At 66.1% G+C, this 24,788-nt stretch carries 3 protein-coding genes; 2 read left to right on the top strand and 1 reads right to left on the bottom strand.

Going from position 1 to position 24,788, the window contains the following annotated elements; translation table 11 throughout:
• Positions 1-436: 436 nt before the first annotated feature.
• The gene (locus ACYOEI_RS32955; RefSeq protein WP_462854223.1) at positions 437-21,220 is read left to right on the top strand and encodes a hypothetical protein; all 20,784 of its coding nucleotides are present in this window, start codon (positions 437-439) and stop codon (positions 21,218-21,220) included.
• Between the two features lie 45 nt (positions 21,221-21,265).
• Complete coding sequence (locus tag ACYOEI_RS32950) at positions 21,266-22,333, top strand: alpha/beta hydrolase (RefSeq protein ID WP_462854221.1); 1,068 nt, start codon at positions 21,266-21,268, stop codon at positions 22,331-22,333.
• A gap of 36 nt (positions 22,334-22,369) precedes the next feature.
• On the opposite strand, the gene ACYOEI_RS32945 is transcribed toward ACYOEI_RS32950, so the two are convergent.
• On the bottom strand, positions 22,370-24,616 hold the full coding sequence (locus tag ACYOEI_RS32945) for a glycosyltransferase family 39 protein (RefSeq protein ID WP_462854219.1): 2,247 nt from the start codon (positions 24,614-24,616) through the stop codon (positions 22,370-22,372).
• Positions 24,617-24,788 lie beyond the last annotated feature (172 nt).

The raw sequence follows: 24,788 nt of genomic DNA, 5'->3' as shown, positions 1-24,788 counted from the left end.
AGGCCATGACTCGAGCCCGAGTCGAAGACCTTCGACCTCGTCCCCTCACCCTTATTAGTGGAAGCCCGGCGCGGGATCCGTCGAAACTTGAGGATTTTTTTCCTGAAAACCGGCCGATCGTCCGCGAGCCGGGGCGTGGCGAGCCCGACGGCTCCCCCGAGCGACCACCGCGGAAGTTTGGCGGACCTTGCCTTACCACTGGATTCGCACCTCCGAGAGGGTCGAACTCGCGGACCGTGGCGCGACGCCCTCAACCGACACCCAATCATTTCAACAAGACTATTGCACAATAATTTTAATAAAACTCGAAGACGTCTTACGCCCATACCCGAAAAATACGCGACGATTTTTGACACTCGTCCAAACCCATCCTAGCGTTGCCCTTGGTGCAGAGCGACGAAGACGTTGCTACCCCCCAGTGACGCCGGAGTGACGCATGTTTTCCAGGAAGCGCGGTGGCGGCAGGGGCAAGGCGGACCAAGCACGGGCCGCGAGCCTTCGCGGCGAGGACCGACTTCGACGAAGTCGACTCCATCGTGCACGACTGCTCGACCTCGTTCTCGAAAACCTGGAAGAACGGCTGACGCCCAGCATCGGGTTTACGATCGGCGCGGCGAACGACTCGATCGTGTTCAACGGAAGCGAAGATCTCTACCTCGAAGCCTCGGCCGGAGTGCTTGCGTATCACGGCGTCGGGACCTCGGAATTCACGAGCACTGGATTCGCGCTGGACGGCGCATCCAAGGTCACCTATTCCGGAGGGAAGACATACCTCGCCGGCATGGACCGCGGAGGTGGCAACTTCCAGCTCCAGGATGCTGAGATCAGCGACGACCTCGCGACGCAGGGAAAAGACCTCTCGATCTCGGCCAGGACGATCGTGGTCGACGACGCCAAGCTCGTGACCGGCAGTTCGGGCACCTTGCAAGCGAGCGGAGGCTCGGCATACGCAATCACCGGCCAAGACGCCACGTCCAACACGGTGACGCTCGCCGCACAGGGCGGCTCATCCACTTTGTCCGACGGGGCGTTGTTGACCTACGCGGGGAGCTCCGCCGGCCTCGAGAACGGCAAGGTCTACACCATCCATGTGGTCGACCAGTCGAATGCCGGTCAGATCCAGGCACAACTCTACGACCCGGTCACGATTTCCACGTCGCCTGCGAGCACTGCGGCCGACGCCCCGGCGGGCGCGATCGCGTTCGAGTCGGCCCACGAGACGGGCGATTCGAGCATGGTCGACTTCGGGGCAACGACGCCGACGATCACCATCGGCGCGTACGATCGAATCGTGGCCAAGGGGACCGGCACCGGGGCCGACGGGGCCATCTCGGCCACGGCGAGTTATCTGTACGACTCGGGTTATTTCAGCAAGCTGAATCCGCTCGACTTCCTCAACTCCTACAACCAAAGCCCGAGCGTGACCGTCGGCACGGGGACACACGTCTCGGGAGGCGCGGTCTCGTTCAAGGCGACGGTCGGTGATCAGAACGTTTCGACATCCACAATTCCCTACGTAAGCGATTTCCTCGACCCGGCGATCCAGAAGTACCTGGGCGAGCCGCTATCGCTGCCCATCTCCGTGGTGGTGAAGCGAGCGGCGGCCAAGGTCGAGGTCAAGGATTCCGCCACGATCGAGAGCTCGGACCAGGTGACCCTCTCGAGCAAGGCGACCCCGAACGCATCGGGCGAAGCCATCTATTACTTCGGGGGGGCGGCGGGGGTTAGCTTCGTCGTCGTGTATGCCTCGTCGGACGCCGAGGCCCTCGTCGACTCGAAGGTTGTGATCAACGCGGCCAGGACCGTGACGGTCGAGGCCACGACCAAGACCACGGCCTCTGGCACCGCACGCGTGACCCAGAACACGGGGACGTTCCAGACCAACCCCAAGTATTTGCAAATCTCCGGGGCGGTCAACATCCTCAACTCGACGACGCACGCCATCGTCGCGGACGGGGCCACGATCACGTCGACCCATGGGAACGTCAACGTCTCGGCAATGGCCACCGACTCGACCAAAACGTCGATTCAAACCGCCTCGTATACCGACGGCTATGCCGGCTTGACAAGCTCGGTCACCGTGGTGGATGCGGATGTGAAGGCCTACGTCGGGGGCACCGTCACGGCCGGAGGACTGGCCACCGGCAGCACGGAGACCCTCAACCCGTTCCGCCAGGTCGACTTCGCCAACAGCCGGTTCTTCTTCAACACAGAACCGGGCTACGCCACCGGGGACCCGATCGTCTACAGCAGCGGCTTGGGAGGTGCCATCCCCGGGCTGACGACGGACACGGTGTATTACGCAGTCGTCTCCAACAACGGGACCGGGGCCGCGGCCTCCCAGTATTACGTCCGGCTCGCGGCAAGCCCCGAAGACGCCGCGGCCGGGCGATTCATCACGTTCGGCCAGCTCCCCACGCTCGGCGGAGTCCCGGTCACGAACGTCGACACCTCTTCCAATAGTGAAATCCTCTGGGATTTCGACCCCGGCTTCACGGAGGGGCAGTCGGTAGCCTTCACGCTGGCCGCCGGCGCCTTCCTCGGCTACGACGGCAGCGACGGAAAGCTCCAAGGCCGACTCGGGACCGACGCGCAAGGGAACCCGGTCACCTATAAGGTCCACATCGTCAGCAGCCAGGTCGACTCCACGCACCAGTACACGATCCAGTTGTTCCAGGACGGCAAGCTCGTCCAGCTCGACAACAGCCCCTACTTCACCACGGCGTCGGGGACCGTCGTCCGGATCGAAGCGTTCGACAGCACGTCGGACCAGATCCGATTGAACCCAACCGACCTGTCAGCCGGGTTCAAGATCAACAACGCCGACGCCCTGATCTATCACGCCGGCCTCTCGACCGTCGTCGACGGCCTGACCGAAGGCGCCACCTACTACGCGATCGTCGACCCTTCGGTGTTCAACTCGATCGACCCGGACGCGCCCCCGTCGTTGCTCCTGGCAGCGTCGAAGAACGACGCCGAGGCGGCCAACCCGGTCACGAAGGAACCGACGCTCACCTGGACCGACGGTAACGGCAAGACCCAGACCTCGACCATTCAGAACGTCAACACGCCGCAAGGAAGCCTCCTGGTTGGCGTCGGCCACTGGTTCCGAATCCTCTCCAGCGACTCGACGACAAGGGTCCTCACGATCGCACTCGAGTCGAACAGCACGGTCTCGACCCTGACCTCGGGCGAGTTGCTCACCTATCAAGGGGAGGACGGCGACTCCTCGACGCTCCAGGACGGCCGACAGTACCGCGTCGAGGTGGTCGACCAGTCCGACCCCGGCGCCATCCAGCTCCGGCTCCAGGACGTCGTCCGGCTCCCGACCCTGGGCACCCTATCCGGCACGAGCCAGAGCTTCACGATCCAGGACATCCCGACCGACGGCGACGTCGTCACCATGTCCCTGGATACCGATTCCACGGTGAGCCAGCTCACCGAAGGCCAGACGCTCGTCTATCACGGTGCGTCGGTGACCGGCTCGCTAGAGGACGGCAAGACCTACCTCGTCCACATGATCAACCAGGCCTCGACCGACGTCATCCAGGTTCAGTTGACCGAGAGCTACCCGGTCACGGCCTCGGGCACCTTGGAAGGGACAGGCCACTCGTTCTCGATCACCGCGAGCGACCCGACGACGGGGATCATCACCGTCGCCGAGCAGGCCGGCGCGACGGTGGTGAAGCTGTCGGAAGGGGAGACGCTCACCTATAACGGTCCCTCGATCGCGAGTACGGGCTACCTCCAGGACGGCCAACAGTACAAGGCCCACGTCGTCAACCAGACCAAGACATCGGCGATCCAGCTCGAGTTGATCTCGACGAGCGACGATGTGGTGGACTCGGGCTTCCTGGTCGGCACCGGCCATACCTTCACGATCGTCGGGAGCGACCACGCGACCGGCATCGTCACCATCGCCGAGCAGCAAGGGGGGACGGTCGCCTCGCTCACCGAAGGGGAGACGCTCACGTTCCAGGGGACCTCGGCGACGGCGTCCGGGACGCCCGAAGACGGCCAGACGTATCGCGTCCACGTCGTCGACCAATCCAACACGAGCCAGATCCGGGTTGAGCTCCGGGCCGGTGGGGTGGAGGTCGGTTATGGGACGCTGAGCCAGTCGAGCGGCTCCTATGTGATCCATGGCAGCGACCCGACGAGCGGCACCTTGATCCTCGCTCGAGTCGGCACGGCCCCCGCACTAACGGACGGCGACACCCTCACCTTTGCGGGTACCTCCGGCACCGGCGCCTCCTTCCTCCAGGACGGCCGGAGCTACTCGGTGTCGGTGGTCGTCTATCAGGACGACCCGGACAACATCCGGGTCAAGCTCGCCGACTACCTGAGCCCGGCCTACGGCAACCTTGCGACGGGCGACCAGGCGTCGTCCTACACGATCAAGGGCGTCGATTCGACGGCCCAGTCGTTGGTGGTCGTCCCGAGGGCCGGGTCGGGGGCGTTGACCGAGGGGCAGACGCTCGTCTTCTCCGGTGCATCCTTGCCGATTGCCGGGCTCGCGCTCGACGGCAGCTCTTACACGGTCCACATCGTCGACGCGAGCGACCCGCAGGCGGTGGAGATCCAGTTGCTCGACCCGACGGGTGTCGACGTGTCGACATCCTCGAGTGACGGCGTCGACCCGAGTAGCAACTCGATCCAGACCGACCCTTCCGCCACGGCCATCCCGAACGGGACGATCGTGACCTACCACAAGGGGGGGGCCAACACCGAGATCGGCGGGCTGGTCGACGGAGCTTCGTACCGCGCCGTGGTCGACTCGAGCTCGCCGACTGTGGTCCACTTCGTGTACGTCAGCGGGGCGGATGCGGGGCGCACGGTCGTCCTCTCCCTCGACGAGACGCTCCACGCCGACGGGCAGACCTACACGATCACGGCGGGCAGCGGGATCCTCCATACGCTGACGATCGCCGCGGCGGGGTCGTCGGGGACGATCTCGCTCAACGAAGGCGACGCCGTGACCTACTCCGGCGCCTTCGGCGACTCCACCGCCGGCCTAGTCGACGGCCGGACGTATTCCATCCACTTCCCGGACTCGACGGACAAGACCGTCATCCAGCTCAAGGACGAGTCGGGCGTCCTGCTGACCTACCAGGGTGCGGTGGACCTCGGCGACGTCGACGTCAGCGGTTACATGTCCGGCGCGTCGCATACCCTCTCGCCGCTCTACAAGGGCGGCATCAACGTCGTCGCCAAGCTCGACAGCAGCGACACGGGCAAGGCCAAGACTGGCATCGGCAGCGCCCCCAAGCTCAAGGACACGCTGACCAAGGGCGAGCTCGCGCCGCAGCTCACGAACGCCCTCAAGTTCATCTTCACCAAAACCCAGTACAACGGCGTTAAGCCGATAATCCCCGTCGAGAAGAAGATCAGCGACGCGGGCGGGGGGACCGCCAACTTCTCGATGTCGACCTCGTTCGTCGTCCTCGCGATCAACAACCAGTCGGTCGCCGAGGTCGGCCCGAACGCCGTCCTCCGGGCGACTGCTGGGGTCTCGGTCAAATCGACGTTGACCGAGAAAGTCCAGACGGCCGACGATGCTTCGGTCTCGAAACCGAGCGGCTTCAATCCGTCGAGTGCCGCCGGCTATACGCGGGCGAAGGACAACTCGTTCGCCGCCGCCGTCGCGATCGTGGCGAACGTCCAGAACAATACGTCGGTCGCGATTATCGACGGCGGGGCCAGGGTCGACGCCGGGGTGAGCCTCGACGTCAGCTCGGCGATTAGCTACCCATTCGCCGGGCCGTTCCTCAACCCGGGCGGCTTCAATGCCGCGGACTTCTTCGGCAAGAGTGGCTTCAACAACTTGCTCTTCCTGTTCGACAGCAAGCTCGGGTTGTCGGACTGGTTGGTGAGCAACTGGGCCAACGCCGGGGCCAAGTCGGCCAAGGCGAAGGCCGGCATCACGCTCTCGCTCGACGTCACCGACTACACGAACCACAGCGAGGCCCGGATCGACCCTGGTGCCCTGATCAACCAAGACGCGGCCTACCAAGGGGCTGGCCAATCGGTCTCGGTCACCGCCTCGACGACATTCAACGCGATCAATTACTCGGGCAATACCTATATCGATCTCTCGCTGGACAACATCCTCAAGGCGAAGCGAAGCGCCGGGTGGAACTCGATCCTGCCGTCGGTGCTCCCGCCGGCGCAAGCGTCGATCATCGCGGTGGGTGGCTCGACGAACTTCACGTTCCTGGACAACACGACCACCAGTTCGATCGGATCGGCCCACACGTTCGACCCCGCCCAGGCGCTCGGGAGCGACGGCAAGACTCTCGACCTGGGATACTACCTGGGCCTGGAGACCGGCGAGGCGGTTGTCTACTCGAGCAACGGCGGGACTCCCATCGAGGGGCTCGTGAGCGGCCGAGTTTACTACGCCGTCGTCGACTCGGCGCAACCCACGCAGATGAGGCTGGCCGCCACCCTCGCCGATGCCCTCGCGAACAAGCCCATCGCCCTTTCGGCGACCTCGGACACGGGAACGTCGCAGAGCCTCCAGGCCTTGAATGCCTCATCGGCGGCCAAGGCTTTCGACGGGAGCTCGGCCTCGGCCGTCACGGGGAACGCGATCGTTCTCGGCTCGTCGGCGAGCCTGCGGGACGGCGAGGCGGTCGTCTATAACAGCGGGGGCGGGACGAGCGTCGGCGGCCTGACCTCGGGGACCGTTTATTACGTCATCCTCGACCCGTCCAAGGCCGACCGCGTCCAACTCGCCGCCACCGCCGCGGATGCCCTCGCGGGCAAGGCGATCTCACTGACGGGGCCGGGGACCGGCACCACGCACAGCCTGACCGGGATGGACACGAGGGTGAATTTCGGCGACGGCGGGGTCAAGGTCGACGCCCAGCAGGACATCTTTAACCTCTCCATCGGCAGCTCGGCCGGGTTCGGGGGGAACGGCAGCGCGCTCGGATTCAACGGGGCTCTGTCGTTCGTCAGCCTGTCGAGCACGACGACGGCGAGCGTCGGCACCGGCGCCGTCCTCACCAGCAATGCATCGACCTCGGGCGGGGTCCGCGTGACGGCCGACGACGATTCGTCGTTCATCACCATCGCGGGGGCCGTCGCGGGGGGAAAGAACCTGGGCATTGGCGTCAGCGCGGCCGTGAACCTGATCGACCGGACGACCTCGGCCATCGTCGGGGCCGACATGGGGGGGCTCGGGAGCTCGCTCTGGAAGGTCGCGGGGGCGGTCGACGTCAATGCCATCGTCGGGGGATATATCGATTCGTTCGTGGTGACGGGCACCTCCGTCGCACCTCCGTCGAAGCTCCCCGTCCCTGCCAATCCGGCGTCGGCGACGAACTATGGCAGTTGGGGAGTCGGCGTCTCCGGCAGCGCGGCCTATACGAAGCTGACCGACGAGACGGAGGCCCTCCTGAGCGATCCGGGGTCGTTCAGCGCGGGGGCGGTCTCCGTTTCGGCCAAGGATTCCACGCTCGCGCTCAACCTGAGCGGCAGCGTCGCCTTGACCACCAATGGCGGGGCGGGGACCAGCGGGAACACGTTCGGATTCGCGGGAGCCTACAGCCAGATCGACTTCTCCGGCTCGACCACGGCGCGAGTGGAAGGGGCCACGCTCAACGTCTCCTCGCTCAAGATCGACGCCGATCGCGACGTCGACCTCGAGTCCTGGGCGGCGGGCACCTCGGTCGCGACGGTCAAAGGGAACTGGTCCGTCGTCGGTTCGGTGGCGGTCGTCACGATCGACGATGCCGACGTCGTGGCGGAATTGGTGCGGGCGACCGCGAACGTCGGCGGCAACGTCAATGTCTCGGCCGAGGATACGGCAACCGTCTGCGCCATCGCGGGGGCGTTGACCGTGACGGCCGGGCGCGGCATCGGCGCGGCGATCGCGCTCAACACGATCATGAGCAGCGTCCGGGCCTCGATTAGCGCGTCGACACTGAAAGCGGCCGGGAACGCGAAGGGGGCTGCCAGCACCAAACGAAAGGTGCTCGGTGTTGCGGCCGGGGTGTCGGCCTCGGGGACAACGTCGGGTGGAGTGGGCATGGCCGTCGTCGGCTCCGGCGTGGGCAACCGACTCGACGGGGACACCGAAGCCCTCATCGAGAGCGGAAGCCACGTCACCACAACAAGCGGCGGCTCTGTGACGCTTTCGGCGAGCGATACATCGACGGTACAAGCGGGAGCCGGCGTGCTCTCGATCGAGGCTTCTCTTGGTCAGGGCGGCACCTCCTTCGCATTCGGTGCCTCGGCGGCTACGAACTCGATCGGAAGCGATCACGCCATCAAGGTGACGGCCGCGGTGGACCAGTCCACGGTGACCTCGGCCGTGGGAGTCAGCCTGTCGGCGAACTTCAACCCGTCGATCCTCGCGGTGACGGCGGCCGGGGCCGGCAGCTACAGCAGCGGCGGGTCGTCGTTGGGGTTCACGGGCGCCGGGGCCGGATCGGGCAACACGATCGCGAGCGACGTCGAGGCCAGGGTGGAGGGGTCGGCGGTGTCGGCCGAGAGCGGCGGCCTGGCCCTCTCGAGCCAGGGCACCGCCACGATCGAGGCGATCGCCGGCGGAGCGGCCTTCGCCGGCGCGGTGAGCGGCGGGGACAAGTCCGACGTGGGAATCGCCGTCACCATCGGTGCGGCGATCGCGGTCAACGCGATCAACTCGAAGACGATCGCCTCGATCTCCGGCTCGACGGTGACCGCCAAGGGCAAGGTCAGCCTGAACGCCTCCTCGAAGAACACGATCGACGCTTACACCGTCGGCGTGTCCGGCTCCTTGAGCGGTGGCAAGGGGGGAGGCGCCGCCCTGAGCGGGGCCGGGTCGGGATCGGGTAATACCGTCGTCGGTGACACCGAGGCCCGGATTCAGGCCGCCACCGATTTCGCAGGGAAGTCGGTCCGCAGCCGGGTCGTCACTCAGGACGGTGGGGATGTCGTCCTCGACGCGACGGAGGCGTCCAGCATCCTCGCGGTGGCGGGGGTCGCGTCGTTCGCGATCGTCTTCCCCTCCGGCAACCAGGCCCAGTTCCCCGAGGCGGTGGGCGCCGCGGCGGCAGCGAACTCGGTCCGCGGGACCGTCCGGGCCAACATCGCCGGCTCGTCGATCCTTTCGGCGGGCAAGCTCAGCGTCGACGCGTCGACGGGGAGCGACTCGGGAGATCAGGAGAAGATCAAGGCCGTGACGGTCGCCGGGGGCGTGAGCGTCAGCAACAGCGGCCTGGTCGCGTTGAGCTTCGCGGGCGCCGGGGCCGGGTCGTCGAACTCGATCAGCCAAACGGTCACGGCCTCCATCACGAATAGCCAGGGGGCCGACGGTGCGGGCCAGTCGCTCGGCGTCGAGTCGGGGGGCGACGTGTCGCTCTCGGCGACCGATCGGGCGTCGATCATCGCCGACGCTGGTGGGGCCTCGATCTCCACCAAGTTCTTCGGGAAAACGCAGGGGCTCCTGTCCATCGCCGTCGGCGCGGGGTACGCCAAGAGCTCGATCTCCGACACCACCCGGGCCTACGTCGACGCGGCGCAAGTCAAGTCGGGTGGGGGACTGGCGATCGCCGCGGGCTCGACCGCGTCCATCGAGACCCTGGCCTTCGGCGTCGCGATCGCCGCCCAGTCGGGAAGTTATGCCCCGATGTCGTTCGCGGGCTCCGGGGCGGGTTCCTACAACCACATCACGAACACGACTTCGGCCGCGATCGGAGGGAAGAGCACGGTCTCGACGGGGTCGTCCGCGACCTCCGTCACCGCTTCGGACCGATCCGCCAGCGTCGCGAAGGGGGGATCGGGGACCCTCGGCGTCGCGACTGCGCCCGGGGTGAGCCTCACGGTGGGGGCGGTGATCGCCGACAATACGATCGCCAACACCGTTTCGGCGACCGTCGGCCGAACGACCGGCGATCTGGACGGCACGACGGTCACGTCGGCCGGTGGTGTGTCCGTCGAGGCCACGTCGCAGGCCAAGGCCCAGGCCCTCGGGGTCGCCGTGGCCGCCGCGGTGAGCGGCACGGAGGGAGGAGCCTTCTCGGGCTCGGGCGCCAACTCCGAGAATACGATCACGACCACGGTCACGGCCGCCATCCAGAACGGGGCGGCGGTCCATGCGAACGGGACGGGAGCGGGGGCCGCGGTCGTCGTCTCGGCGGAGAAGAGCGACACGATCGAGGCCACCGTCGGGACCGGAGCCCTCTCCATCGGCTATGTCGGCGCCTCGGTCGGGGTCTCGCTCACCACGAACCTCGTCGGTGGGAACGCCGATGCGTTCATCTCGAGAGCGACGGTGACGACCGCGGGCGGAAACGTCGACGTATCGGCGAGCTCGGCCGGCACGATCACCGGCCAGGCCGTGGCCACGGCCGCAAGCGTCTCGATCGGAGGCGCGGGGGCGGGAGGAAATTCCCGTTCGGAAGACGAGACCGTCACGAGTGCCTTCGTCGCCGGCGAGTCGACGATCGCGACACTCGGGACCAGGACCGCGGCCGACGGCACCACGAGCGACTCGTACGGCACGCTCACGATCGCGTCGAAGGCGAGCGGCGGGACGGTCGGCGCCGAGAGCGACGGCGGCGTCGGAGGGCTGGTCTCGATCGGCGCCTTCCTGGCGACAGCCAAGGTCGGGGGAAGCACGTCGGCGTATCTCGACACCGGGGTGACCCTCGACTGCGGCGACCTGTCGGTCACGGCCTCGGGCAATCGAGTGGCGACATCGAGAGCGATCGCCGTCGGCGTCGGGGCCGTCGGAGGAGAGGGGACCAACGCCTCGACGACGGTCGAGGACACCGTCAAGGCGTACCTCGGCACGCAGGCCGGTACGGCCCCCTCGACAACAATGACAACCTACAACCTACACGGGAGTCTCCAGGTCGTCGCGACCTCGACTGACAAGGGGACGTCGGAAGCCGACGCCGGTCTCGGCGGGGGGTTCGCTGTCAGCGGCAACACGGCCTCCTCCTACGTTGCGCCCACGGTCCGGGCCTACCTGGCCGACGACGTCGGCGTTTCGACGCCGGCCGGTAAGGACGTGACGATCTCGGCGAAGGCGAGCAACACGGCGGCGAGCGACGTCGTCGGCATTGTTGTCAGCGGGTTCGGCGTTGGGGTCTCGAAGTCGGAGGCGAACGACGCGGCGACCGTCCGCGCGTACGTCGGCAGCGCGAGGATCACGGCTGGGAGAAACCTGTCGATCGGGGCCTCGAGTACCGATACCGCGACGTCTAACGCCCACGCCTCGGGAGGGGCCCTCCTCGTCGGGGCGAGCGGGGCCGACGCCTCCGCGACGATCGGGACCACGGTCGACGCCCACGCCGGGGACGCCTCGGGCGGGGCCGCCATCAACGCGACGGGCTCTGTCACGATTACCGCCCAGGAGGCCCCCCACGCCTCCGCCATCGGCTTCGGCGTTACGGTCGGCGGCGGCCTGGCGGTCGGCGTTATCCTGAGCACCGCCAAGGTGACAAACAACGTCGGGGCCTACCTCGCCGACAACTCGAAAGTCTCGGCCGGCAGCCTCACGATCAACGCGACACAGAAGCTCCAATCCGGGCAATCGACGACGACCACCGCCGAAGTGAGAGGAGGGGCCGGAGGCCTCCTCCTCGGGGGAGCGGGAGGCACCGCGAACGCCTCGACCCAGAGCACCGTCAAGGCCTATACGGGCACGGCCGTGACCCTGCCCGATGGTGACGTCTCCGTTATCGCCAGCAACGGCAGCGAGCAGGACGCGTCAGCGACCGGGGGATCGGCGGGTTTGGGACTTTCAGTCGGCGTCTTCCAGACCATCGCCCACTCCGCCGGGACGACCTCTGCCATGCTCGGGGCCGGGACGACCTCGAGCGACTCCCGCGCCGGGTCGCTCACGGTCCAGGCCTTCGGGAACGACGAGAACACGGCCAATACGTCCGCCGGCAGCGGGGCCATCCTCGGCTCCGGCCAGGCCTCGCTCGCAAACACTTCGAACACGTCCACGGTCCTGACCACGCTGGACGGGAAGATCGCCGCGGGCACCGTCACGGTCACGGCCCAGAACACCAGCCGTTATGCCACGACCGCGAACTCGATCAACGCCGGTCTCGTCGGCGGCAGCGGGGCCGTGGCCGACAACAACGATTCTTCGAGCGTGAAGATTGACGTCGCCGCGGCGACCGAGATCCACGCCCGGGGCGTGGTCAGCTTCACGGCCCGGAATCAATTCCTCGAGGACGCGAGCGGAGACAACGCCGTCGGAGGCTCTGGCGGAGCCATCAACGGCTCCGCGGCGGTCAGCAGGTCCGCGGTCAACGGGACCAGTTCGATCGCCGTCGGCGATGGCGTCAAGATCCTCTCCGGCGTCGACCCGCTCTCCGCCCCCGGCGGGATCACCATGAGCGCCACGTCCAGGTTCGACTCGTCCGACAAGACGACCCTCTCCAGCGGTGGACTGCTCTATGCTGGGTCACGCGTAGAGTCGACCTTGAACGCGGCCTTCACCGATTCGGTGTCGATCGGGGCCAAGTCCACATTCCTCAGCGCGGGGAACATCGGCGTGGGGACCGCCACCCAGGCCATCGCGGACAATGAAGCCTACGGGAACACGTTCGGCGGGTTCGATTCCATTTGCGAAGCCTACGCCAACTCGAATCTCACCTCCAACCAGGATGTCTCGATCGGCAAGGATACGACGATCACAGCCGCGGGGAATGTCAACCTGACGGCAGGTAACGATCCCCAGGGCCTCGTGTCGACCGACGTCGAGGGCAATGCCAAGGCAGAGAGCTACGCCCAGGCCCTCGTCGGGGTCCCCAAGGCCGAGGCCAACTCCGCCGTTGCGAGCAATACCACCCTCACCATTGCGTCGGGCACCGCGGTCGGCAGTGGCCTGAACGTCGTGCTTGGCGCCTACAGTGGAACCGTTAAGGCAGCAACGTCGGGTATCGGCCACGCTTACGCTTTCTTCATCCCGATCACGGAAACAGGCACGAACAACCCATCCGAGTCGAGCACCGCGAAGGTCGTGCAGAACGGGACGATCACGAGCGGACTCTTCCACGAACTCGACATCACGATCCCCAAGGACTCGCCCTCGACCCCGCTGGTGAACGCCGACGCCTCGCCCTACTTTCCGCTTTCTTACGCGTATGACGAGGAATTCGACGCGGTCAAATTCATCAACGACAACTTCGGAGCTGACAGCCCCGAAGCCCAATCGCTGGATGCCGGGGTCTCGACGACTCCGGTGACCGCCCTGACCCTGGGAGGATTGTTCGCCTCGGGAGGTACGGTGACCGTCAACGCCGACGATCTCTCGGGGACCGGCCACATCACCGCCTACGGCGGGCCGAAGATCACGGTCACCAACGAGAGCGCAAGCTATCTGATCCTGGGAGGGATGAAGATCCCCAATATTCCGGGGGGGACCGTGAGCTTCACCGGGAAGGCGACCTCGGCGCCTTTCCCGACCGATCAGATCGCGGGAACATCGACTCCGACGATCACGATCAATCAAAACAATGAGGACCCGGTCGGGACATCCACGTACGGACCGGCGCTCTTCCTGACCGGTGACATCACCAACCTGGGTGGACTGGTCCAGATCGTGAATCTCGCCGGATCCTATGGGCAGACGGCCAGCATCTTCGGCCAGCGCGTGAGTATCTCGGTCCCGAACGGCTCCGCCGTGATCTCGAACCCGACCGGCACGTATTATGTCGGTTCCGATCCGTATGCGGAGTGGCAGTCCTTCATGATGTGGCCCGGCGGCAACCCGGCGAACGGGGCGCCCGATCCGGAGCAGGCGGGGGCTTACATCACCTCGCGCGACTACACATGGGGGCGAGCCTTCGAATTGGCGACTCGTTCACCGACCCTGAAGTCGACCGATTCCTTCGGCTCGGCCGACCTCACGGGCAGCCAGGATAGCGAGGCGGTGTTCGGCAACCAGATCACCATCAATGCGAAGACGGTCGATATCAACGCCCAACTCAAGGCGGGCAAGACCTCTCCCAACAGGTCGGTCGTCCTGAGCGCGGACCTCGGCGCAACCTTGACGGCCTACCGGCAGGCCTATGCAGGCCAATCGGAGGAGAACCCGATCTACGAGATCCCGCTCAATGACCTGTGGACCACGAACGGCGATGATGCCAAGATCGCGGCCTCTTACAACGCGGAGACGAATCAGATCACCGTCGACGATGTGGCCGCATCGTCGGGGGGTGGGGGATCGGTCACGATCCAAGGCGCGATCCTGAACACCAATACATTGGGCCAGATCCAGGTCATCGGTGGCATCGGCCAGGTGGACATCACCAACCTGACGGGCCTCCCCTTGGTGGTGAAGAACATCGACGCGGATAGCGGTTCTTCCACGGCCAGCGTAAGCCGGGTCCAGATTACCGACACGAATCAACCGACGGCGTCCCAGCAGGCCCTCTACGTCTACAACCCACGCACGGGGATCACGGTCTATCAAGGATCGGCCGGAGAAACCCTCGGCGCGGGGACCCCCACCTCAACGATCTCGGGAAACACGACACAATACACCCCCGAGGCCGGCCTTCGATGGCAATGGACCGAGCATGCGTTCCTGTCGAAGACGACGAACTTTTCGGGAAGTTTGCCGGCGAACACCGGGGAATTCCCGGAATTCCTGAACATCCTCGCGACGGATCCGAATCCCTGGTATTGGGACGTGGAGCCGAACGATCCCTGGAAATACGAGGATCCGACCACGGGCAAAGACGTCGCGGCCCCGGTGGGGGAGACGATCGTTCAACTCAGCAGCCTCGCCTTCGTAGAATCAATGATTTCTACGATCTACATGAGACGTCTGGACAGTGGCGTTGTCCATGTTCAGACAAACATGATCATGACCAATTCGGTAAGGGCTGACAATCCCATCGGGATCAGCTTCCTGGGCAACACGACCGGAAACGTCTCCATCTCGTCGAACGCCGATGTGATCTTGAGCGGGCTCATCGCCAACCCCACAGGCGGCACCGCGATCGCGTCCCAGCCGGGGAAACTCACGCAGAACGAGACCGCCTCGATCGTGACCAAGAATCTCACGTTGAACGCCACCGCGGGCATCGGGAGCACCTCGCAGCTCGTGAACGCGACTCTGACCGCAGGCGGAGCGGTCACCTCCGCATCGGGGAGCGGCGGCAACTACCTCAGGCTGAACTCCGGGGCGTACGGCTCCTCAGGTGCCGCGATCAATCAGGTCTCGTCGGGCACCCAGGTGCTCTGGAACAGCGCGACCGGTGGCTCGTTCACGGCCTCGAGCCAATCCGGAGCGGCCTCGGGACTGACCGCGCTCTGGAACCAGGCGGGCGACGGTTCTTTCACGATGTCCGGCACGGTGGCTGGCCGGACAACCGTCTGGAACCAGGCGGGGGGCGGGACCTTCACGATCTCCGTCAAGGTCGGCCAGCAGACCTTGACCACCGGGGCGATCGCGTTCAATGCCAGCGCCGACTCGGTCCAGGCCGCGCTGGCAGACGCCGGCGTGCAGGCGATCGTGGTCGGGTCCGGAACCCAGTCCGAGCCCTGGTACATCCGACTGAACAATGCGTCCGATCTCACCATCGACAACTCCCGGCTGACCGCCGCCAGCACGGTGCAGCCCTCCACCACGGACACCCGCGCGATTTGGAGTCTAGCCGACGGCGGGACCTTCCGCTTGACGGCGGATTTGGCCGGCTACACCGAATCCCTCGGCGACCCGGCCGTCCCGGGGACGTCGACCGACCAGGAGTCGGGACAGGTCTATATTAATAAACAACTGTTTTCAAATATGTCGCCCGCCTCGTTCACCTTCTATTCAAGGTCGCCCGGGCAATACCTGACGCCCATGCTCTTCTCCGTCGTCGGGGGACGATACACGCTGGCGGGGGTCTACCGATCGATCCTGGTCGAACAAGCCGGGACCGAGACCGCGGCACTCTCGCTCCTGCAAGGGACAATTGACCCCAATACCACCTACGTCTTCGGCTTCAGCGCCCGCCGGGTGAGCCTCGGGACAAACGGCCTTGAGACGGTGGGGGACCCGAGCCTGGGGGCCGTGACGTTCGACAATAGCCTCGTTGGCGACTGGTTGGACACATCGGCCTCGACGCTGGCGACGGACTATAACCCCGCCCTGGGCCAGGTCTTCGCGGTGAATGGCGCGACGGGGGACTATTCGATCTCGGGCGGACATGTCTACTCGGCGTCCATCACGCTCGTCACGTTGAGCAAGAGCGCAACGACGGGCGACATTTCCTACAAGGCCAGCGCGGCCGATGTCCGATCTGCACTCGAGAAGGTCGGCATCGACGCAACCGTCACAGGCTCGGGCCGACCAACCGACCCTTGGAAAATCAATGTTCCTCACCTCTCGGCGCTCACGTTCGACCAGGCGGCATTGACGGGATGGGCGAGAGAAGATTCCACCGAAATCGTTAACTATCGCTACAGCCTCAAGGTTTGGACTTATGCGTCGGGAGGAAGCTTCAGCCTGAGGATCAGCGGACGTGAAATCTCGTACTCGGGCGCCATCCCGTTCAACGCCACCGCGGCCGAGGTGCAGAAGATTCTGACAGATTCCGGCGTGCACACGACCGTCACCGGTTCCGGGACGGAGGCCGATCCTTGGGTCATGACCCAGGACCTTGCCGATACAGGCGGGCGCTATATCCTCGGAGTTCCCAAACACTTGACGCTCACGTTCGACCCAACGATGGTCGATGCGTCGGCCGAATCGGAGCGGGTTTGGAACAACGCGTATAGCGGTTGGTTTACGATCACCACGACCGTCGAAGGCAAGACCACCACGACGGCAAAGATCACCCACAACGCCGAGGCGGCCGAAGTGCAGGCCGCCCTCGAAGCCGTGGGCGTGAAGTCCACCGTGACCGGTTCGGGTACATCCTCCGATCCCTGGCTCATCCTCACCCCCGGCGCGACGACCTTCACCACCGATGATTCGCTCCTGACCTATCGGTCCACCTCGGTCAGTGCAGCCAGCACCTGGAGCACCGGGCCGATCGCCTACAACGCGACGGCCGCCGAGGTGGAGGCCGCCTTCCGCACGCTCGGCGTCGACGCGACCGTCACCGGCTCGGGCACCGCGGCCGACCCCTGGCTCCTCAGCGGGAACAACCTCGTTATCCTCAGGACGAATGCCGACCAGCTCCGAGGCGTCTCGACCGTCAAGGCCGCCTCTCCCGGCGTCCAGGAACTGTCCAACCAGGCGACCGGAGGCACCTTCTCGATCACGGCCAGCCTCTCCAGCCGGACGGAGACGCTGGGAGTCGTCGACCAATCCCGGTCGAACGTCGATCACGACCCGGGCCAGGTCTACATCAATTCGCAGACCTTCCACGGGCTGAGCCCCGTCTCCTTCACCTTCTTCGCGACGGGGCAAGGACAATACCTGACCCCGATGGTCTTCGAGGTCGTCGACGGGACGTATACCCTGGCGGCCGTCTACAGCTCGATCCAGGTCGCCCGGGCCGGTCTGAATACGGTCCCACTGACGCAGATCCAGGGGAGCCTCGACCCCAAGGGCACCTACGTCTTCGGCTTCAGTGAACGACAGGTAAGCCTGAATGGCACGACCTTGGGAAACGTTGAGCCGTCGTACGCGGGGACCGTCCCCTACGCGAGGAATACCTCCGACTCGTGGCTCTTCACCACCGGGCACAGCGTCACCGCCGACTACGTCCCTGCGTTGGGACAGACGTTTGCGACGAGCGGCGCGACCGGCACCTACAGGCTCGACGGGGGCCGGGGCTACTCCGCGTCCGTGACCCTTGCGGTCAACGCGTTGACGGCGACGACGTCATATCTCCCGTACAACGCCGACGCGTCCGAGGTCCGGGCCGCGTTGGACGCGGTCGGCATCGAGACGACCGTGACCGGATCGGGGACTACGGCCGACCCCTGGGTCATCAGCAACTCCCGGCTCTCGAGGCTCACGACCGACGACCTTCGCTTGCAGGGAGGGTCAATCTCTCGCGAGGAGAACCCGTCCTGGACGACCGCCTCGATCCCCAGGAACGCCAGCGCTGCGGATTTGCAGACGGCCTTGAACGCACTCCCCGGCGTGGACGTCTATGTGAGCGGGTCGGGGACCCAGGCCGACCCCTGGGTCATCAGCGGCATCGGCCTGGGGACGCTGACCATCAACGACGCGGGATTGATCGGCGGCACCAGCCATTTCACGGCCGGGACCACCGGAGACGTGAAGATCGTCGCTTCGGGCGACCTCTTCGGGAGCAATAGCCTACCGACCGGCGTGATCAACGTGCGCGGCAACTCCATCACGCTCACGAGCACCGGCGGTTCCGTGGGGGCCATCAACAACCCGTTGATGATCTCGGCGCAGGGGACCGCTCAAGCCAACGGGGGCACGCTCGGTGGGGTCGTCAACATTTCCGCCGCCAACAACATCCAGTTGATCCAGCAGGGCGGCGACCTCCGGGTCGGGCAAATCGCGTCGAGCGGGGGCGGACGCGTTTCGCTCTCGGTACCGTCGGGAGCGATCCGAGACGCCGCGGACCGGACCCCGTCCCAGACGCTGAGCGAGGCGGAAACCCAAGCGATCTGGCAAAGCCTGGGCTTGCTCGACGGGACGGCGGGCACCCAGGCGGTGGTCAACTTCCAGAATGAAGTGGATCGCTATTATGAGCAGTACTGGAACCTGCTCTCGAGCGGCCGCGCGTCGGCCGCAACAGCCCCGATCCTCGCGGGGAGCCGGACCCTCTGGAACTCGGCCAACGGGGGCATGTTCACGATCACCTCGACCGTGGGAGGGGAGTCGAAGACGAGCCCCGGGATCGCCTACAACGCCTCGGCCGAGCAGCTCGCGGAAGCCCTCCTGGGGATCGGTGTCTCCGCGCTGGTGACCGGATCGGGCACCCAGTCCGATCCCTGGGTGATCATCGGCGCGAGCCTGCCGACCCTCGCCATTGGCGACTCCAAGCTCAACGGCGGCAAGTCGACGCTCCAGGCCGCGCGTTCGGGCTCGCAGCGACTCTGGGTCCTCGCAACCGGGGGCACCTTCACGATCACCGCGAAGCTCTCGGGCAAGTCCCTCACGACGGCCCCGATCGCCTCAAGCGCCTCGGCCGCAGACGTGCAGGACGCCTTGAACCAACTGGGCCTGAACGTGGCGGTGACCGGAACGGGGACTCCCGAGAGCCCCTGGCTGATCCAAGGGTCCGGCCTGACCACGATGAGCGCCGACGGTTCGAAGCTCACGGACGGCCTCGTCGGTCAGAACTATCGCCTGAGAGAATCGGCCGTCTCCCTCTACAAGGATCAGGCGGCGGCAGCCCTCGGGATCGCCGACCCGTCCGCGGACCAGATCCAGGCCTACGCAGGCGACCTCTACCGAGAAACGGTGGCCTTCCTGGAGGCGAACGTCGCCGGTTGGCACGACCTGTCGGACTTCCAAATCTACAACCCCGACTTCGCGTACAACGCGACGACCGACCAGATCAACGCCCTGACGAAAAATGCGGTCCTGACGGAAGCCCAGTTGAGCTACTCCGTCAACACCGAGGGCGCGGAGCCGACGTCGGCCGAAGTCCCGGCCGGAGCCTCCGCGAGCAACATCACCGGCGGAGTCGTCTCGCTCTCTGCGTCCGGAGGGATCGGCCAGTTCGGCCAGACGAACGTCCTGACGCTCGCGCAACTGAAGTCGGGCGACATCACCTCCGACCAAGCGTCGGCCCTGGCCTCGGCGACCGCCCCCGGCGACTTGCAGCTCGTGGGGACCGATTCCCAAGGGAACGAGGTTACGTTCTCTTATGATTTCAAGAAAGGAATCATCCCGGTAGGCGTCACCGTGACCGGGGTCCGGGTGCGGGTCGATGCCCCCTTGCTCGTCTCCGCCGAGACGCTCAACGCCTCCTCGGGCGCCGATATCTTCGCGCGGAGCCAGGATGAGGACCTCCGCCTCGGCCAGGTCAGCGGGGGCAACATCCGCCTCGAGGCCGCCGGGAGCCTCGAGGGAGACGGGACGAAGGCAACCAACGTCACCGCGAGCGGAAACCTCACGCTGTCGGCCGGCACCGGCGACGTCGGGACGAGCACCCAATCGCCCCTAAGGGTCCAGATCGGCGGCGAGTTGAAGTCGTCCTCGGCCGGGGGCCATTTCGATCTCGCCCAGGTCCAGGGCGACCTCGTCGTCGACGGCCTCGTCGCGGGCGGAGACATCGCGCTCTCGGCACTGGCGGGCAAAATCTCGGCCCCCTCGACCGACGTGGTCGTCGAGGGCAAGTCGCTCGACCTCCGAGCAACCGGCGATGTCGGCAGCGAGCAAGTCCCGCTCGCAATCCTGCTCCACGGGGGCAAACTGACCGGGACGGTCGGCCACGACGTGTTCCTCATCAGCAACGACGCCAGCACGGCCCCGCTCAAGGTCGGCGAATTCCGGTCGGACGATGGCGACGTGACCTTGGTGGTCCCCGCGGGTGATATCGAGCTCGAGAGGATCAACGTCCCCTACGGCACGATCGACCTGACCGCGAACCTGGGGAGCATCGTCGGCGAGGCGGGCTTCTCGCAACCCAACCTCGCGGCGAAGCAAATCAACGTATCGGCGGTGTCGGGCTCGATCGGGTCGGAGTCGCAGAGCGTGATGATCCTGCTGACGACCAACAGCGGCGACGAGGCCGTCACGGCCGAGGCTCGCGACTCGGTCTGGCTGTCTGCGCGCGACATCATGCGGGTCCACCGGATCGTGAGTCGAACGGGGGACGTCAACCTCGAGGCGTCCCGCTCGATCACCGGATTGACGGTCTCGGGGGCCAATGTCTCGGGGGCCGACGTCTCGTTGACCTCGACCGGCGGGAGCATCGGGACCGAGTCCCAGGCCCTGACGGTCAAGGCCTCGGGCCTCCTGGAGACGTCCGCGTATCAAGGGGTCTTTGTGACCAGGGTCTCGGCCTCGTCGACGACCCTCCCACCCCCGACGAAACCTGCACAGCCTGCGGTCGTCGTGGCCTCGACGCCCCTCGCTGCCGCATTCTCCAACGGCATGTCGGCGAACTTCGAGGCTCGATTGGATCGGTTTTCGTTCCGGTTCGGCGTCCACCCCGTCTTCCGGCACCGCCACTTCCGGCACCGCCCGGTCAGGCCCCACCGCCCGTCCCACGCCCATCTCCCCTCGCGATTCCTGCCGCTCGTGCGCCAACCGTTCGTCGCCCGTCCGTTCCCAAGGTTCGCGCCGCACCCTGGGCATTTCCTGCACGCGGCCCAGGATCACCGAGTCTAAACCTCGGCCACACACCCGGATCATCGCCCCAAGACAGGAGTCCCCATGCCATCCCGTCCGAGTCGGCTTGCCGCAACGATCATCCTCGGCACCCTGTTGAGCAGCTTCGGAGTCCTATTCCAGGCCCCCGGCTCGGCACTCGGCGCTGAGGACCAGCCGTACGTCTCCATCCCGGACACCATCTCGGCGAAGGCGCAGGCGTACCTGCGCACCCTAACCGACCCGGCGCTCATCCCGCCCTGGCCCGAGCGAAACGACGCCGAGGGCTGGCGGAAGCTTGTCCGGACGTATGAAGACAAATGCGCCCCTCTCACCGAGGCGGCGATCAAGACCTTCCAGCCGACCCTGATCGAGAGGACGTTGGGAGGAGTCCCCGTCATCGAGATCCGGCCGAAGGGGTGGAAGGACGACGGGAAGGTCGTGGTCTACACCCACGGCGGCGGCTACGTCCTCTTCTCCGCCCGCTCGACCCTGGACAGCAGCGTCCGAGTCGCCGACATCCTGGGCCGACGCATCATCGCGATCGACTACACCCTCGCCCCCTCGGCGCGCTGGGACGCGATGACGGACCAGGTCGTCTCGGCCTTCCGAGCCCTCCTGAGCGAAGGGTTCACGATGAAGGACATCGCCCTGTACGGCGACTCGGCCGGCGGGGGACTCGCCGCCGGCTCGGTCTTGAAGATGCGGGACAAGGGGCTGGGGATGCCGGCCGTGCTCGTCCTCTGGTCCCCCTGGGCGGATATCACCAACAGCGGAGACACCGCCGAGACCCTCAAGCACGCCGAGCCTCGCTTCCTCTACAAGTCGCAACTCAGGAAAGCGGCCGAGGCCTACGCGGACGAGAACGCTTGGAAGACTCCCTACGTCTCCCCCGTCTACGGCGACTTCTCCAAGGGCTATCCGCCCACGCTGATCCAAGGGGGCACGAAGGAGCTCTTCGTCAGCCACTTCGTCCGCCTCTATCAGGCCATCGACACCGCAGGAGGGGTCGTCAAGCTCGACCTCTACGACGGCATGCCCCACGTCTTCCAGTGGTTCATCCCCGAGGCCCCCGAGGGGACGGCGGCCTTCGCCAAGATGAAAACTTTTATCGATCAGCATTTGAAACGATGACGGTTTGACCGACGATTCAGCCCAGGCGGCCGAGGCTCAACGGCCGCCGGTCCTGAGGCGATAGATCCGGAGGTTGGGGTCGTTCTCGGCGGCGCCGTAGAGGGGCTCGAAGGTCTCGGGGTGCCGCTCGGCCCATTGCCGCTCGATCGGGAAGCCCTGCGGGTCGGCGAGGTTATGCGGACCTTCCTCGGGATTGGCGCGGGCGACGACCAGGATCCGGATCCGCTCGGCCCGAAGGTTCTCGAGCCAGGCCCCGTAGTCGGGATGGATCCGATCCCAGCCTGGCCTCGGGTGCGGCCAGGTCGGCTCGCCTCGGGACCGGGCCTCGCGGTGGTAGTCGTGGAGCAACCAGTCGCGGTGGGCGTCGACGTTCACGTAACGGACCTCGTTCCTCAGCCCGACGCCAAGCAGGTAGTAAGGGATGTTGGTCCCGGCGTAGGCGATCCGAGCCCCCGAAGGCCCGTAGCGAAGCTCGAGGTCGAGCCAACCGGCGAGGTAATCTCCGAAGCCGGGATAGAACGCGCGGCGAGGATCGGTGCCCCTCGAGACGAGCAGCGCCCCCGCGAGCGTCAACAGGCCGACGCTCGCGCAGGATGCCAACACAAGACCTCGGCTCCCCGGACGGCTCCGGGCTCGGCTCCAGAGCCAGGCGACGGCGATCGAAGCGATGCCCACCGCCAGGGGCGGGACGCTGTACATCAAAAGCTCCGGGTGCTCCGCCATGATGCGGAACTGCTCCGGCGAGCGAGGCAGGGCGACCACCGGGTCGACCGCGTTGGGGATCAGCGGGCTCAAGTCCCAGGGGGGCTCGTTCTCGGGTCGCCAGGGCGGGGGGTGGTCGGCGAACGGCCAGGCTTGAGGCGTGAGCACATGGGCGGCGAGGAGCATGACCGCCACCACGGTCAACCGGGGCCGTCCCTCAAGGAACCGGGCGAGCGGGATGACCGCCAGGCCGAGGGCATGGAGCATGAAACGTTGCTGGGTTCGATAGGGGATCAGCCCCCAGTAGAGCGCGACATTCAGGATCGCGAGTGCCGAGGCACCCCAGACCCATCGTGCCTGCGTCCCTCGACCCCGGCCGAGGGCCCAGGCCCCGAGGAGGGCCGCCAGCCAGAGGGGGAACAGTCGCGGGTCGACCACGGCGAGCACGGTGTCGCCGAAGAGCCGCCAACTCGTGAACGGCATATAATACTTGCTCAGTCGCATGACCGACGAGTCGTACCAACCGGGAAGGATCACGCGACCTGCCAGGGTCAGGTGGAGGGGATAGAGGGGATTCCCCGTCAGCCAGGCATTCCGCGCGAACCAGAACCCCGCCATGACCAGCGGCCCGACGGCGAGCACGATCAGGTGCCGAGCCCGTTCGGGCCACGGGGCCGCTCGCTTCAGGACGGCGATCGCCGCAAGGCCAATCAATGCGGGGACGAAGACCACGCCGGTCGCTTTCGTCCCGAGCGCACCGCCGGCCGCCAGGGCTCCGAGGGCGAGCGTCTCCAGCCCTCCATCCCCGAGTGCGTATCGAAGGAAGAAGAACGCGGCCAAGACGTAACCGGCGATGAAGATCGTGTCGACGTTCGGCTCGAACGAGAAGAGGAGCAGCGGGGTCGACGTGACGAACCAGGCCGTGGCGACCACCGCCGCCGACGTTCCCGCACCCAGTCGGCGCGCCATCGCGAAGGCCGCCAGGCCGGCCAGGAGAAGGAAGGGGGCTTGCCCGACCTTCGCCAGGCGGTCGCCTCCCCAACTTGCCATCAACCAGGTGAACCAGAGGTCGCCGACCGCGGGAAAGTAGGTCGCGGCATTCTCGCCGAATGGCGTGGCGATGAGGGAGAGCCTCCCTTCCTTCCACCACCTCGCGGCGAAATAAAGGTGATAGATCGGACCGTCGCTGACGACCTTCACCGGGAGCAGCAGCGAGTTGATCCCGAGCGTGGTCGACGCCCAGATCACCAGACCAAGGGCGACCCGCGACGCCCGGTTCCACGTCGGGTCGCTCGGCATCGGTTCGCGCGCGGGTTCAACGGGCTCGGTGCGTCTCCGATCCGACCGGCGCAGGCCCGCCCCGATCGCAAGGCCGAGGATCGCCCAGAGCCCCAGGGGCTCCCGAGAGAGCAGGCCCAGGGGGCCGAGGACCTCCATCCCGACGGTCGCCCAGGCCCACGCCAGGGTCGCCGCCGCGAGCCCTCGCACCAGTCCCGGAGGCTGGCGAAATCCGTGCCGGGCCACCCAGTAACCGCCGAGGCCGAGCGTCCCGTTCACGACCAAGGTCCAGATCAGCCCCATGCACCAGCCTCCCGCCTCTCGATACCCCGCGAATGAAGGGTCCATTCTACAACAACCAGGTCGCCTGGGTTTGGGCCATCGGATTTTTAGCCACGGATTGAACACGGATGAAAAACGAATAATAATCAATTTTCAATTAAACAATCTATAATTTTTATTATTATTTGATTTT

Source organism: Singulisphaera rosea (assembly GCF_054877945.1).
Note: the sequence above shows the minus strand (reverse complement) of the source record. Positions and strands in the feature narration are given on the sequence as shown.

What these genes read in the sequence shown, in the direction of transcription:
- ACYOEI_RS32955 (WP_462854223.1), top strand. Translation starts at nt 437, where the DNA reads ATGTTTTCCAGGAAGCGCGGTGGCGGCAGGGGCAAGGCGGACCAAGCA.
- ACYOEI_RS32950 (WP_462854221.1), top strand. Translation starts at nt 21,266, where the DNA reads ATGCCATCCCGTCCGAGTCGGCTTGCCGCAACGATCATCCTCGGCACC.
- ACYOEI_RS32945 (WP_462854219.1), bottom strand. Translation starts at nt 24,616, where the DNA reads ATGGGGCTGATCTGGACCTTGGTCGTGAACGGGACGCTCGGCCTCGGC.